The organism is Veillonella sp. 3891, from assembly GCF_003992315.1.
Taxonomy (GTDB): Bacteria; Bacillota; Negativicutes; order Veillonellales; family Veillonellaceae; genus F0422.
This window is the reverse complement of record NZ_RQVE01000003.1, coordinates 53,139-67,202: the sequence shown is the minus strand read 5'-3', so window position 1 is coordinate 67,202 and position 14,064 is coordinate 53,139. Positions and strand designations below refer to the sequence as shown.

Here is a 14,064-nt window from a genome sequence, read left to right as displayed (position 1 = left end):
ACTCCCTTTCTAGGAATTTGGTTCCTCTACACGGGCAAAAATCATTCGTCCCGCACTAGTTTGTAATACAGAAGTAACTACTACATTCACTGTTTGATCCACATAGTCTACACCATTTTCTACAACAATCATAGTACCGTCATCTAAATAAGCAACTCCTTGATGTGGTTCTTTACCAGCTTTCATAATGCGTACTTGTAAGGTTTCACCGCTCATCATTTTCGGCTTAATCGCATTTGCTAAATCATTTAGGTTCAACACCTCAACACCTTGCAAGGTAGCTATTTTATTAAGATTAAAATCATTAGTTATCAGTTTCCAATGTTTATCCATACTAAGGCGAATCAATTTCAAATCTACTTCTGACAAATCTTCATAGTCAACATCAATGATTTCCATAGATTCTTTTAATTTTTCACGCATTGTCTGTAGTAAGTCTAGCCCTCGTCTACCTCTATTCCGTTTCATAGTATCCGCAGAATCAGACAGTTTTTGCAATTCTTCTAGAACAAATACAGGTACTATGAAAGGGCCTTCTAAAAATCCCGTATTTACAATATCTAAAATTCGACCATCAATGACAACCGATGTATCTAAGACCTTAGCAGAAGCAGTTCGGACTTCTTTTACCTTTGATTCCTTAGGTTTTCTCCCCTTATTAAGTAATCCTCTAAACGTATAGGATACCGTAGCTTTATATAAATCTGGTCCTTTATCCATCCCTAAACGAATCCCAATATAGCCTAATACGGCACTAAGCACGATAGGTAAGTATGAGCCAATAATTGGTACCCGCTCAAAAGCCACACCAATTAAATTAGCAATAATGAGTCCAAATAATAATCCTATCGTGCCCGCCACTAATTGTTGACTAGGAACTCGACTTAAAATACGTTCAATTTGTTTTGCTACGCTTAAGCCTATACGTAAAATATACTGGGACACTAAATAACCAATAATCACAGCCAATAAAATACTTATGGTGTAGTACAATATCATCACTACAGAGATTCCAAATACGCCCATCTGTAGCATCTTTTCATCCCATACAGATACCATAAGCGTTGATAGAGCATCCGCACCGACGTATCCCATACTACCAAATAAGATAGCAATAACATAGCGCAATAATTTATAGATCATATGGTCACCGCCTCCTTTTTATAAAAGTATACTATACCTATCTGTGATTCTCATGAATGAATCATAATAAGAGCTCAGCAAATAGGTTTAGAATATACTTTTCATTACTTCTTGAATACTGGTAACGCCTTGTATGGAGATACCGTCTTGTATTCCTTTTAATTGTTTTACATTTCCAGCAGGGATAATAAATTGTTTAAATCCAAGTTTTTTGGCTTCACCTATCCGTTGTTCTATGCGTGGAATACTACGAATATTGCCGGTCAATCCTACTTCACCTAAGATCACCATATCTGGAGGTACTGGCTTGTTTTTCAAATTAGAGATAATCGCCACTGCCATCGCTAAATCACATGCCGGTTCATTGACTTTTAAGCCACCAATAATAGTGACATACACATCTTTATTCCCCAAAGTAAAGCCACAGCGTTTTTCTAATACTGCTAGGAGCAAAATCAGCTTATTTAAATCATAACCAATCGCAGTTCGACGTGGCATGCCAAATGCCGTAGATACCACTAAACTTTGTACTTCTACTAAGATAGGTCGTACTCCTTCTAGGTATGCCATAATGGCAGATCCTGTTTCCTCTTCTGACCGTTCTGCTAATAAAGTTGCTGATGGATTAAGCAGTTCTCCTAAGCCTTCTTCTTCCATAGTAAATAGCCCTGATTCAGAAGTAGAGCCAAATCGATTTTTAATGCCCCGTAAAATACGAAATTGATAAGACCGTTCCCCTTCAAAATATAGTACTACGTCCACCATATGCTCTAACATACGAGGGCCTGCAATGGTACCGTCTTTTGTTACATGACCAATAATGATCACGGGAATATCTTGATCTTTTGCAAAGCGCAACAATCTAGCCGTACATTCACGAACTTGACTAACACTGCCCGGTGCAGATTCTACAGAGCCTACATACATGGTTTGGATGGAGTCAATCACAAGCAGCATTGGTTGACTTCGTTTGGCTTCATTCAATATGGTATCTAAATTAGTTTCTGCCTGCACTAATAGATTGGAAGAATTGATACCTAGTCGATGCGCTCTCAACTTTAACTGCATATCTGATTCTTCTCCAGATGCATATAGCACCTTACCAGACTCTTCTGCAATACGACCAGATACTTGCAATAGTAAGGTAGACTTACCAATACCTGGGTCCCCACCTAGCAAAATCAATGCACCTGGTACGATACCACCACCAAGAACACGGTCAATTTCTCCGTATCCAGAAGTAATTCGGGCAATCGCTCCTACCTCAATATCTGTCAAAGCCTTTGGCTTGTTATCTTCATCTTGTACTGGTCGATAAGACGCTACATGTTTTGTTTTAACTTCCGGTTGCAGCTCTTCTTCTACTGCCGTATTCCAAGCACCACAGGCCGTACAACGACCAAACCATTTCGATGACTCATTTCCACATTCAGAACAGAAAAAAACTGTTTTCTTTTTTGCCATATATACCCTTTCTTATAAAAATAATGCGCGTCACTGAAAAGAAACGCGCACTACTCTTCGGGCAACACCGTTTATTTCGTACCGAAAATACGATCTCCCGCATCACCAAGACCAGGTAAAATATATCCATGGTCATTTAATTTTTCATCTAATGCAGCTACATAGATGCGTACGTCAGGATGCGCTTTATTCACAACTTCTACACCTTCTGGGGCTGCCACTAAACACATTAATTGAATGTCTTTAGCACCTTTTTCTTTTAACAAAGAAATCGCTGCTGCTGCACTACCACCTGTAGCCAACATTGGGTCTGTTACGATAATGCGACGCTCTGCTAAGTCAGATGGTAATTTGCAATAGTACTCTACTGGCTTTAATGTTTCTGGGTCACGATACATACCTACATGACCTACTTTTGCCATTGGCATTAATTCTAACAAACCATTCACCATACCTAAACCAGCACGAAGGATGGGAACAATACCCAACTTTTTACCTGCAATTTGTTTACCAATAGCTTTCACCAATGGAGTTTGTACTTCTACATCTTCTAATGGTAAATCACGTGTGATTTCATATCCCATTAATAATGCAATTTCTTCTAATAATTGGCGGAAATCTTTTGTACCAGTTTCTACGGAGCGAATCAACGTTACTTTATGTTGAATCAAAGGATGTGTCATTACATTTACGTTCATCTTATTTACTTCCTTTTTACTAATTAAGCATACATTGGGTATTTTTCACAAAGTGTTGCTACACGTTGTTTAGCCTCTGCTAATACAGCAGTATTTTCTGGCTGTTTTAAGACTAAAGAAATGATGCTTGCAATTTCTTTCATATCCTCAGCATTAAGACCACGAGTTGTTAATGCTGGTGTACCTAGACGGATACCAGATGTAACAAATGGGCTTTCTGGGTCAAATGGGATTGTATTTTTGTTACATGTAATACCCACTTCATCCAACACATGCTCAGCCACTTTACCAGTTAAACCAACAGCACGTAAGTCAACCAATAATACATGTGTATCAGTGCCACCAGATACGATAGTAAATCCTTCTTGTTGTAATGCATCTGCTAATGTTTGCGCATTTACAATGACTTGTTTTGCATATTCCTTAAATTCTGGTTGCAAGGCTTCACCAAATGCTACTGCTTTAGCAGCGATGACATGCATCAAAGGACCACCTTGAATACCAGGGAAAATAGATTTATCAATGGCTTTTGCATATTCTTCTTTACACATAATCATGCCACCACGTGGTCCACGCAATGTTTTATGTGTAGTGGTAGTTACAATATCAGCATATTCCACTGGATTTGGATGCAATCCTGCTGCCACTAAACCAGCAAAATGCGCCATATCTACCATGAAAATAGCTCCTACTTCATGAGCGATATCCGCCATGGTTTTGAAGTCGATTTGACGGGAGTAGGCACTGCCACCACCGATAATCATTTTTGGCTTATGCTCTTGTGCGATTTTACGCATTTCATCATAATCAATGCGACCTGTCTCTGCATCTACGCCATAAGGAATAATATTAAAATACTTACCAGATACATTCACTGGAGAGCCATGTGTTAAATGTCCACCATGGGCTAAATTCATCCCCATAATAGTGTCTCCTGGCTCTAATAAGGCAAAGTATACGCCAAAGTTTGCTTGAGAACCAGAATGAGGTTGCACATTCACATGTTCTGCGTCAAATAGTTCTTTCGCTCTTTCAATTGCCAACTCTTCTACCATGTCGACATATTCACATCCACCATAATAGCGTTTATGTGGATATCCTTCTGCGTATTTATTTGTCAATACGCTACCTTGTGCTTCCATCACAGCCTGAGACACAAAGTTTTCCGATGCAATCATTTCTAATTTGTTGCGTTGACGACCCAACTCTAATTCAATCATTTCTTGAACTTTAGGGTCTTGCTGTTTTACATAGCTCATGGTAACCTCCTGTGAAAGAAACATTTTAATCTATCCTTTATTATAGTAATAATCCCCACCTTTTGCAAGGCAAATTAGGGAATTTCCGGAATTACCCTAGCCATAACTAAAATATATAATTCTACTTCATCTTTTGTTTTACGACTATGTTGAAATAGTTTCCCAAGAAGAGGAATATCTCCCAAAATCGGTACCTTTTGCCATTGGCGCATGGTACGTCGATCCATCAATCCACCAATCACTAAAGTTTCACCATCAGGTATGCGTACTCTCGTCTTTGCTTGTCGCGTGGTAATACGATAGGCTTTCATTTCAGGTACTAAAGTAGGATTACTCACTTCCGCTTCTACAATGGTATCAATGTGATTTCCCTGTAACACATAGGGTTTACATCGTAGTCGTATACCTGCCTCTTCATAACGAATACTGGTTCTCGTCACACCATTTTGAATGGATTCTACTGTCACCGGTACGCGTTCACCAATTAAAATAGCCGCTTCCTCTCCATTAACAGCCACAATACTAGGCCTTGCAATCAATGCCATATGGCTACTTCCTTCTTTAGCAGACAATTCCGGGTGGGCTAAAAAAGAGTACGATGTCCCTTTGGGAATATGGCCGATATGCACATTTCCTTCTATACCAGACTCAGATTTTCCATGCATAGAAAGTCCTGAAATTTGTAACCCCGGAAATGACCATTGTATTCCAAGTTCTTTAGCATAGCCTTTTTCCATAGCCAATACTGCCACATCTAACTGAACCTGCTTCGGTGTGCTATGCCAAGATCTAAGTAGTTTTTCAACTTCTAAAATTTCATTAACGGTTCCATAATAGATGACTTCATTCGTGCTTTGCATCACTTGTACATGTTCTTTAGGTACGACGGACTGAACAAGATTGCTCAATTCTTCAGGGGTAGCCGTCTCAGCTACAATTCGTCGCACATGCCGTCGTTCTTTTTCTTCATGTTTCCCTTCTACGATAAATGTTCCATCTTCTTCATACACTAAAAAACCTAACTGTGAACCCAATTTATTAATAGCCTCTCTCCCAGAATTTTCTCGGACTTCCAAAGTAACCTTTCCCTCTAATGTATCTAGTCCTACCACTGAAAGTTTTTCCGTCCTAGCTATGGTTTGTACCAACGTTCGTAACGGCATATCTTTAGCCATAATATGGACTGCCTCTACTGGAATGATTCCTAAGAGTATCATTATTAATACATATGCCGTCCCCCATCGATACATAGATTGATAGATAGGAATTTCTAGCTTCCTTTTAAGACAATTTACTATTCTAAGCCACATAAGTATCTCCTTTCTTCCTATTTCTAGCTCTTACTTCAACTGGTATTACCAACTTTCCTTTATTCTATCCACTGCGTAGAACCGTTCACTTGAATTTGTATCTTTGTATCATGGATCGTGTACACCTGCACACCATCAACTACATCTCCTTCATACACTGTATGAGTACTTCCATTAATATCTAACACAGCTACAGGTACCTCTCCTTGTATAATCCCCAACAATTGTACTTGCACCGCTTTTACAGCCTTTACTGCATGTCTCTCATACATGTTTCTACCTGTATCACCGCCATAGGCATGGACAGAATATCCTTCCATACTGTTTTTATTACCGTTTCCTTTCCTTTTCATGTTGCTCATGCTATTCGTATCTGCACCTACTACAGCTTTTAGACTAGCTCCTGTTAACTCCTGTGCAAACGTATCTAATAAAGGATTGGGACGCACTACATTCCGTATAGGAAAGATAAGTTTGCCCTTATCTTTCTCTTCCTCTAGAGGAGAACTTTTCTCTTGTTGACGTTCTTTATGTTTTTTCCCACTTTGTGCTGATTTAGTTTTGCTATCTTCTATCCCATTATCAGCTTTTACATTTTTATTTTGTCCTATTACATCCTTTTCACGATGGGCTTGCACAGGACTTTCTAAATGTTCTACTTCTGACCATGCGGACTCTCTCCAACCTAGATAGCAAATGAGGCACAATAAAACGGTCGCCCCGAAAACGAGACGACCGTGTGTACGTATATACTTCATTATGCAATTGTAGAGGTCTTGTGTAGATGAAACTTTCATCATGCCCTCCTATATACAATTAATATCCTTTAGGATGTAATTGATGCCAATTCCAAGCATCACGAATCACTTCTTGTACTGTACTATGAACAGGTTTCCAGCCAAGTTTAGCATGAATTTTTTCAGAAGATGCAATCAATGTACCTGGATCCCCAGCACGGCGTTCACCATAATCAACACGGAAATCTACACCTGTCACTTCTTTAGTAGCTGCTACGATTTCATTTACACTGAAACCATTACCTGAACCTAAGTTAAATACGTCTGATTCTCCACCATTGTAAAGATATTCCATAGCTAAAATATGAGCTGATGCCAAATCATTTACATGTACATAGTCACGTACGCATGTACCATCTGCTGTATCATAATCTGTACCAAATACAGTGATGGATTCACGCTTACCTAAAGCTGCATCGATGATAAGCGGAATTAGATGTGTTTCTGGTGTATGATCTTCACCAATTTCACCAGATGGATCAGCACCGGCTGCATTGAAATACCGCAGTGCTACAAATTGAAATCCATAGATGTTACTATAATCACGAAGCATATCTTCAATCATCAATTTTGTGCGGCCATACACATTCGTTGGATTCCATTTCGCATCTTCCGTAATAGGTACGACTTCTGGTTCACCATACACAGCTGCTGTAGAAGAGAATACCAAACGATTCACACCATGTTTACGAGCTGTTTCTACCAAACGGTAAGAACCTACTACGTTATTTTCATAATAGATAGATGGATTTACCATGGATTCGCCCACTTGAGAGTGTGCTGCAAAGTGCATAATACCATCAATGTGATGTGTTTCAAGAACTTCACCTAATGTAGGGTCTGTAATATCCATTTCATAGAATGGTACCCCTGCTAGAATAGATTCCTTATGCCCTCTGGATAAGTTATCCACAATCACCACTGTATGACCTGCTCCCAATAGAGCACGTACTGTATGGCTACCAATATATCCTGCGCCACCTGTCACTAAAATATTCATTCTTACTTCTCCTATGCTTTTGAAAGTTTAGGTCCTAACAATTTTTTATACACTTCTACGCCTGGTTGGTTAAAAGCATCCACACCTGCCAATTGACCTTCAAAATAGATAGCCCAACACATCGTGAACATCAGTTCTCCCAAGTGGAAGGCATTCATCGTTGGCACTTGGTAGGTTCCATTAAATCGTCCATCGCTTGCTAAGGACTCTGCATTCGATGCCAAGGCAGCACGATTGATAAACCCTAAATCAAGACCTGCTAGAGCTTCCAATTTATTATATTGATCATACATATGTGGCACTGTTAAAGAGACATGCCAATCTTCTACATCGATAAAAGACACAACTTTATCATAGCGTCCTTCTTGATGTTCCTGTGTTTGTGCATGCATATCGGTAGTACCTACCGCTACAATTGGAGTACGACCATAATGTCCAGATTTGTCGGTCTTTTCCTTACCCAATGACTCCGCTAATAATTGTACATACCATTCAGACAAGGACTTCAAACGATCCGCATAAGGCATAAATACTTCAATATGACGACCATATTGTTCAGAACCAATATATTTTAATACAGCACTTAACAAGGCTGGGTTTTTCCAAACATCTTGCTCTTGAGCTGCTATATCTGCAGCTTTAGCACCTTCCAAATAGGCATGAATATCAAAACCTAACAAAGCCCCAATGACCAATCCTACTTCAGAGAATACAGAGAATCTGCCACCGATACCATCTGGTACTGCGAAAATAGAATCTCCCCAACCTTCTGCAACCGCTAATTTATGAAGTAAAGTTTCTTTTTCATCCTCTCTAGGATCTGTCACAACCAATACTTCATAATCAATCATAGCTACTTCTAAGGCTTCTTTAACAATCATAAAGTTTGTCATTGGTTCAATGGTAGAACCAGATTTAGAAATCAGTACCAAAAGCACTTTATACTCATTAGGTACATGAGCGTGGTCTTCTAAAAATTGCTGTTCTTTCCATTCTCTTTGTAATTGCTTGATTAATTCTTGGGTACGTACAGGGTCAACATTATTGCCACTGAAATACATGCGTGGGCGATAATTACGCTCTTCATCACTCATGGAGTTCCAAAACTCCCCACAATGTACATCAAATAGTACTTTCCCACCTAAGAAAGAGCCACCAATACCAAAGCTTACCACAGTGCTTACTTTCTTGTTTCTTAAATCATCTAATCTAGCCATCACTGTTGGATTATTAATATGACCTTCTTCTACATATGGTAATTGCGGAAATAACACCAATTCAGGTTCTCCATCTTTAGATAAATGGCCTTTCACAACACCATGATGACGTGTTTCTTCCGCTGCTGCTAAGGCATCAGAAATGGCAGTGCCTAAGTTTGTTACATCTGCTTCCGTCACCCCACCAGGTAACATCATATTTGTATAATCATAAACAAAACCAGAGTCTAATTGAATCCGTTTCATAGTTTCCTCCTATGTACAGTATGATTGTAATTGTACTTTTATTGTACATCAAATCATGGAGAGATTAAAGGAATTTTATGAGAAATTTCCTACCAGTGTTATTTTAGTAGCGTTCCTTTCTTTGCTAATGCATCTGCACGATCATTATAAGCAATACCCGAGTGAGCTTTTACCTTATGAAAATCAATACGAAGTTGTTTACTGGCTTCTTTCATTCGCTTCGCATAATTTGTTGTTAATGGATTATTTGTCTTCCATCTACCTGTGGCCCACATTTCAATGCCCATATAATCATAATAGAGGGAGCATGAGGTATATCCATGGTCTAATGCATAGTCCACTACATGAAGGGCTGCTAATAATTCCCCAGATACATTCCAATATGCCACATGATTCGGTTCTGTATTGGAAAGAGAAAACTCTACTTCTTCTGTACCAAGAAGGATAACCCCTCCAGAGGCAACCACACCTTTTCGCTTATCAAAACTGCCGTCGATAAAAGCACGAATTTCACAAGGATCTGATTCTACGATTTGACTTATGTTATCAGTCTGTGTCTTAAGGTATTCACCTACGCTCATACGTTTAGACGCACTAGCAGATGTTTTCTTTGTACCAGTTCTAGTCGGTTTAATCCCTGCACTCTTAGGTAAATCGATAGAGCCCATATAGGCTTTTGCTTCTGCTTCTGTAGGGAATGACTTATACTGCGCACCAGGAAATCCTTTTACTTGCACTTCACAGTCAGACCATGTCACGTAGATTCCTGGATTGTGCCCTACTCGAACAGCATAATACTTCTTTGCCATACTTACCCCATTGTCAGTGGCGCTATCGTGCCACCTACTACATCTACTAATGCTTGTGGATTAACCTGTACTTGCATCCCTCTAAGTCCTGCACTGACATAGACCATAGGAATGGATGTAATGCTATCATCAAAATAGGTAGAAAATGCTTTTTTCATCCCTAATGGAGAGCAACCGCCACGTAAGTATCCTGTTAACGGTAATAAGTCTTTTACCGCAATCAATTCTACCGATTTATTTCCGCTCACTCGTGCGGCTTGTTTCATATCTAGTTCCCCTTCTACAGGAATACAGAATACTACATGACCTGTTACATTGCCTTTCCCAACCAATGTTTTAAACACTTGTTCAGGCGGAATATGCAAAGATTCAGCAACATGTATACCAGCTCCGCGTTCTTCAGACCATTCGTAGGTGAACACTTCATAGTCAATATGGTGAGTATCTAGTATGCGTAATGCATTTGTTTTTTTATGTCCTTTTTTACTCATTAGACCCCCTATTTGTTGGTAATCTTTGAAATATTTTTTAATTCAATGCGCAAGGTACCATTTTCATTCGTTGAAATTTCTATAAACTCACGATCATTCATATATTCTACTGGAAATGAAAGTTCAATACCAGTATCTGTTTTAATTTTATGTTGCTTCCCCACTTTTGTAGCATAGGTCCGACTCACTGGCAATGGTTCAAGTAAATCTTCTTCTGCTAGCTCTTTCATAGCTGCTTCTCGCTGAATGGGGTTCGTACTAAACACTTGCTCAATAATATGTCGTGCTTCTAATGTATCAGAAACTTCTGCATTCTTAGCTAGTAATTCTTTTGTTTTAGCCATAGCTGCCACACCATCTTGCTCATGAGCTTTAGAAATTCGATCTACCACTGTACGTACTTTTTTCACTGTATCTTTAGAAGACGGATTCGTGGTAACCTGAAAGATTCGTTCTTCCAAGAAGTGCATTTTCTCTCCATCATATTCTCCTTTCGGCTCAAAGAGACGAATGGATAAATCAGAAAGTTTAATACTTGCAAAAGCATATAGTTTTTGTGTCACTGTTGGTAATACGACTCTATGCTCTACTAATTTTGTTGCTAATGAACCATCCTCTTCTGAATATAATTGGTGAGTATATCCATCATGGGCTTTACAAAGAAGAACACAAAGGTAAGCTTGCTCTCCTTGTGCTTCACAGACAATCATATCTAGTACACAAGGGTCCATTGCTTGTGCCATATAGATAAATAAAGTCTCACCTAGTTCTTTACCAAACTCTACAAGGCTTACTTCTTGATTCTCCAATTGTTTAATCTTTCGCCCCCATGGGGTTTGGTCCGAGATATAACCAGTTCTGGCTCCAGGATCTTGTAACGCTTTCATCACATGCATTTCAAGATAGCTCTGTATCTCTGGTTCAGTAATATCCATAGGATGATCTGAATAGGCCGACATAGACGACGTAAAGTCAAACACTTCTAGTACAGCTGCATTAATTTGCATAGTTCCTCCTCAATAACAAAGAGCTTTGCCTTCGCAAAGCTCTTATGATATTATCTATTATCTTTCACATACTGATAGGTATTTTCCAGTCCTTTTTGTAATGTCCATTTAGGCATATACCCTAAACATTGTTTTGCTTTTGCAGTGCTCAATAAAGAATGTTTAATATCACCAATGCGCGGCTCTTCATAATGACGTTCTACCGTTGTGCCAGCAATATCTTCTAATGTGTCGATTAAATCATTCACAGAAATTCCAGTTTCTGTACTTACATTGATGACTCCTGTTACATCATTATCTAACCCCAATATATTAGCTTCCACTACGTCATCCACATAGACAAAGTCACGTGTTTGCTCACCATCGCCAAAAATTTTGATAGATTCGCCATTTGCCACATGTTCGCAGAAAATGCTAACAACACCACCTTCACCGCCATTGCCTTGACGTGGTCCATATACATTAGAATAGCGATAGCAAATATAGGGTAATCCAAAAGATTCTTGGTAAATACGCAAATAACCTTCCGTAGTTAATTTTGTCAATCCATAGCAAGAACGAGGCACTCCTGCCAATTCCTCCGTAAGAGGTAATACCTCTAAATCACCATATACTGCAGCAGAGGATGGCATAAGGAATTTTTTTACACCCACTTTAACTGAGGCTTGTAATAAGTTCAATAGTCCCATTAGATTAATATCACAATCTAATGTTGGATGTACCATAGATTCTGCTACTACTGTTTGCGCTGCCTCATGAAATACATAGTCCGGTTGAAAGTCTTCAAACACATCATGTATCTTTGTATCTCGTATATCTAGTTCTAAAAATTCAGCTTCTTCATTCACAAATGTCCGCAATCCACTGCTTAAATTGTCAATGACAAGTACTCGATGTCCCTCTTGAATCAATCTGTCTACTAGATGTGATCCAATGAAACCGGCACCGCCTGTTACAATTATATTCATATTCATATTCCTCATTCCTGTATCAATGACTATCTTAGTAATGTAAATTATACACCGTATTTAATCTAGCACAATAGTATGTAACCGATGGTCCACTTATGCTTCTATATACTGAACTAATTGTTCACAGTGCTCTTTTGCTTGTCTATGAATCACTTGTAGCTGTACATCTTCACCTGTATACAGCATATTACCAGTGAAAACACCACCTTTAAAATTCATTTTACAGAACTTACAAGTAGCTTCACAAGTTTTAAAGATTTCATCAATGGTAATGCCTTTATCACCTTGCAATGTATATTCATCATTACCACAAGCAGCGGTAAGACCAACAACCATATCCTTACCGGCTACTGCATAGGTATCTGCTCCATAGGCCCAACCATAAGCAAACACTTCTTCAAACCATCTCATAATCAGAGATGTTAAAGAGTACCAAAATAAAGGAGACTGAATCACAATCGTATCCGCCCATAACAACTTCTCACGTTCTGCTTCTACATTGATCTTGTAATCTCCGTAGAGCACTTCCAAACGATCAAACTCGGCATTAGGATATTTTTCTTTAAGCAACGCGAGAATCTCTTTGTTTGCCACAGAATTTTCTTCGTGGGTATGACCTGTTACAATTAAAATGTTTTTCATTTCTATACCTCCCCTAATTTAGATACTTATATAGTACACTCTATTATCGTTCTCGTTGGATATCATAGTCTGTACCATTTGTCCGAATGGTAACAGTCCCCATCGTATCTGTACGATAGATATCTACATATTCCTCCAATAAACGTGCCATAGCTTTCTCACCAGGATGTCCATACGAATTATGTAAACCTGCAGAAATAACAGCTGCTTCTGGTCGAACAGAACGAATAAAATCTTTTTGACTGGAACCATTACTACCATGATGTCCCACTTTTAAGACTTTACTAGACATTTTTGTATTTTGCTCTTTAATGAGACGCGCTTCTTCTTCTTTTTCCGCATCACCAGTCATAAGCATAGAAAACTTACCAAATGTCAGCTTACCTACAATGGAGTTATTATTTTGATGAACTTCACCTTTTTTGTCAGCCATCACTTCCCCTTTCCAAGGGGCATAGACCTCAAAATACGCTCCATTTCCTAAGTCTAACCGATCACCTTTATGAAGTGTTTCACGATGAATCTGTTTTGTCTCTATCGTTTTTAAATAGGTTCTATAGGTACCACTATCGATATCGATGCCATTATCATAGACGTGCTTTATAGGGATTGCTTTGGCTATGGCATAGAAACCACCAATATGATCCGCATGAGGATGTGTCAAAATGACATTTTCTAATTCTTTCACACCATATTTTTTTAATAAGGCTACCACCTGTGGTCTATGTTCAATATCACCAGTATCGATCATAGAAAATTTATCCCCAATTTGGAGTAAAATTGCATCTCCTTGTCCGATATCCAATACATGAACCTTCATGGTTCCCGTTGGTGCTTGCGTAGATTGACTAACTTCTGCCTTTGTAGAGTTTGCATTCACCTGTGAAAGTTCTTTTCCACAGCCCACTAGACTTAGTAGTGCTACCACCAACACACCTAACAAAAGTAGATATTTATATATTGTTTTTTTCATAGTTAAATACTTTCTAACCTCTATATATTACAACAGT

The 14,064-nt window shown here is 38.8% G+C and carries 14 protein-coding genes; all 14 read right to left on the bottom strand.

The window, feature by feature from the left end:
- Window positions 1-9: 9 nt before the first annotated feature.
- The gene (locus EO118_RS02425) at window positions 10-1,143 is read right to left on the bottom strand and encodes a PIN/TRAM domain-containing protein (protein WP_127068470.1); all 1,134 of its coding nucleotides are present in this window, start codon (window positions 1,141-1,143) and stop codon (window positions 10-12) included.
- An 87-nt stretch (window positions 1,144-1,230) separates the two neighbouring features.
- Window positions 1,231-2,607 (bottom strand): DNA repair protein RadA, encoded by a 1,377-nt coding sequence (gene radA, locus EO118_RS02420; RefSeq protein ID WP_127068469.1) that lies wholly within the window; start codon window positions 2,605-2,607, stop codon window positions 1,231-1,233.
- A 71-nt stretch (window positions 2,608-2,678) separates the two neighbouring features.
- On the bottom strand, window positions 2,679-3,305 hold the full coding sequence (gene upp, locus EO118_RS02415) for a uracil phosphoribosyltransferase (protein WP_127068468.1): 627 nt from the start codon (window positions 3,303-3,305) through the stop codon (window positions 2,679-2,681).
- Window positions 3,306-3,328: 23 nt separating this feature from the next.
- Complete coding sequence (glyA, locus tag EO118_RS02410; protein WP_127068467.1) at window positions 3,329-4,564, bottom strand: serine hydroxymethyltransferase; 1,236 nt, start codon at window positions 4,562-4,564, stop codon at window positions 3,329-3,331.
- A 74-nt stretch (window positions 4,565-4,638) separates the two neighbouring features.
- On the bottom strand, window positions 4,639-5,874 hold the full coding sequence (locus EO118_RS02405; RefSeq protein WP_127068466.1) for a type II secretion system protein GspD: 1,236 nt from the start codon (window positions 5,872-5,874) through the stop codon (window positions 4,639-4,641).
- 59 nt (window positions 5,875-5,933) lie between these two features.
- Window positions 5,934-6,674 (bottom strand): hypothetical protein, encoded by a 741-nt coding sequence (locus tag EO118_RS02400; protein ID WP_164726237.1) that lies wholly within the window; start codon window positions 6,672-6,674, stop codon window positions 5,934-5,936.
- 16 nt (window positions 6,675-6,690) lie between these two features.
- On the bottom strand, window positions 6,691-7,671 hold the full coding sequence (galE, locus tag EO118_RS02395; RefSeq protein ID WP_127068464.1) for a UDP-glucose 4-epimerase GalE: 981 nt from the start codon (window positions 7,669-7,671) through the stop codon (window positions 6,691-6,693).
- Window positions 7,672-7,682: 11 nt separating this feature from the next.
- The gene (locus EO118_RS02390; protein WP_127068463.1) at window positions 7,683-9,134 is read right to left on the bottom strand and encodes a glucose-6-phosphate isomerase; all 1,452 of its coding nucleotides are present in this window, start codon (window positions 9,132-9,134) and stop codon (window positions 7,683-7,685) included.
- Between the two features lie 98 nt (window positions 9,135-9,232).
- A complete protein-coding gene (locus tag EO118_RS02385) occupies window positions 9,233-9,943 on the bottom strand; it encodes a viroplasmin family protein (protein WP_127068462.1) in 711 nt (236 codons plus the stop codon).
- Between the two features lie 2 nt (window positions 9,944-9,945).
- Window positions 9,946-10,434 carry a Cys-tRNA(Pro) deacylase gene (ybaK, locus tag EO118_RS02380; protein ID WP_127068461.1) on the bottom strand — a complete coding sequence of 163 codons (489 nt, stop codon included), beginning with the start codon at window positions 10,432-10,434 and terminating at the stop codon, window positions 9,946-9,948.
- A gap of 8 nt (window positions 10,435-10,442) precedes the next feature.
- Complete coding sequence (locus EO118_RS02375; protein ID WP_127068460.1) at window positions 10,443-11,441, bottom strand: nucleoid-associated protein; 999 nt, start codon at window positions 11,439-11,441, stop codon at window positions 10,443-10,445.
- 50 nt (window positions 11,442-11,491) lie between these two features.
- Entirely contained in the window at window positions 11,492-12,409 is a 918-nt protein-coding gene (locus EO118_RS02370) for an NAD-dependent epimerase/dehydratase family protein (RefSeq protein ID WP_127068459.1), read from the bottom strand.
- 96 nt (window positions 12,410-12,505) lie between these two features.
- Window positions 12,506-13,054, bottom strand: a complete 549-nt coding sequence (locus EO118_RS02365) for an NAD(P)H-dependent oxidoreductase (protein ID WP_127068458.1) — start codon at window positions 13,052-13,054, stop codon at window positions 12,506-12,508.
- Window positions 13,055-13,097: 43 nt separating this feature from the next.
- Window positions 13,098-14,027, bottom strand: a complete 930-nt coding sequence (locus EO118_RS02360; RefSeq protein WP_127068457.1) for a ComEC/Rec2 family competence protein — start codon at window positions 14,025-14,027, stop codon at window positions 13,098-13,100.
- Window positions 14,028-14,064: the final 37 nt, after the last annotated feature.

Bases quoted from the DNA above. Each gene is read 5' to 3' on its own strand.
- EO118_RS02425 (WP_127068470.1), bottom strand. From the start codon at position 1,143: ATGATCTATAAATTATTGCGCTATGTTATTGCTATCTTATTTGGTAGT.
- radA (WP_127068469.1), bottom strand. From the start codon at position 2,607: ATGGCAAAAAAGAAAACAGTTTTTTTCTGTTCTGAATGTGGAAATGAG.
- upp (WP_127068468.1), bottom strand. From the start codon at position 3,305: ATGAACGTAAATGTAATGACACATCCTTTGATTCAACATAAAGTAACG.
- glyA (WP_127068467.1), bottom strand. From the start codon at position 4,564: ATGAGCTATGTAAAACAGCAAGACCCTAAAGTTCAAGAAATGATTGAA.
- EO118_RS02405 (WP_127068466.1), bottom strand. From the start codon at position 5,874: ATGTGGCTTAGAATAGTAAATTGTCTTAAAAGGAAGCTAGAAATTCCT.
- EO118_RS02400 (WP_164726237.1), bottom strand. From the start codon at position 6,674: ATGATGAAAGTTTCATCTACACAAGACCTCTACAATTGCATAATGAAG.
- galE (WP_127068464.1), bottom strand. From the start codon at position 7,671: ATGAATATTTTAGTGACAGGTGGCGCAGGATATATTGGTAGCCATACA.
- EO118_RS02390 (WP_127068463.1), bottom strand. From the start codon at position 9,134: ATGAAACGGATTCAATTAGACTCTGGTTTTGTTTATGATTATACAAAT.
- EO118_RS02385 (WP_127068462.1), bottom strand. From the start codon at position 9,943: ATGGCAAAGAAGTATTATGCTGTTCGAGTAGGGCACAATCCAGGAATC.
- ybaK (WP_127068461.1), bottom strand. From the start codon at position 10,434: ATGAGTAAAAAAGGACATAAAAAAACAAATGCATTACGCATACTAGAT.
- EO118_RS02375 (WP_127068460.1), bottom strand. From the start codon at position 11,441: ATGCAAATTAATGCAGCTGTACTAGAAGTGTTTGACTTTACGTCGTCT.
- EO118_RS02370 (WP_127068459.1), bottom strand. From the start codon at position 12,409: ATGAATATAATTGTAACAGGCGGTGCCGGTTTCATTGGATCACATCTA.
- EO118_RS02365 (WP_127068458.1), bottom strand. From the start codon at position 13,054: ATGAAAAACATTTTAATTGTAACAGGTCATACCCACGAAGAAAATTCT.
- EO118_RS02360 (WP_127068457.1), bottom strand. From the start codon at position 14,027: ATGAAAAAAACAATATATAAATATCTACTTTTGTTAGGTGTGTTGGTG.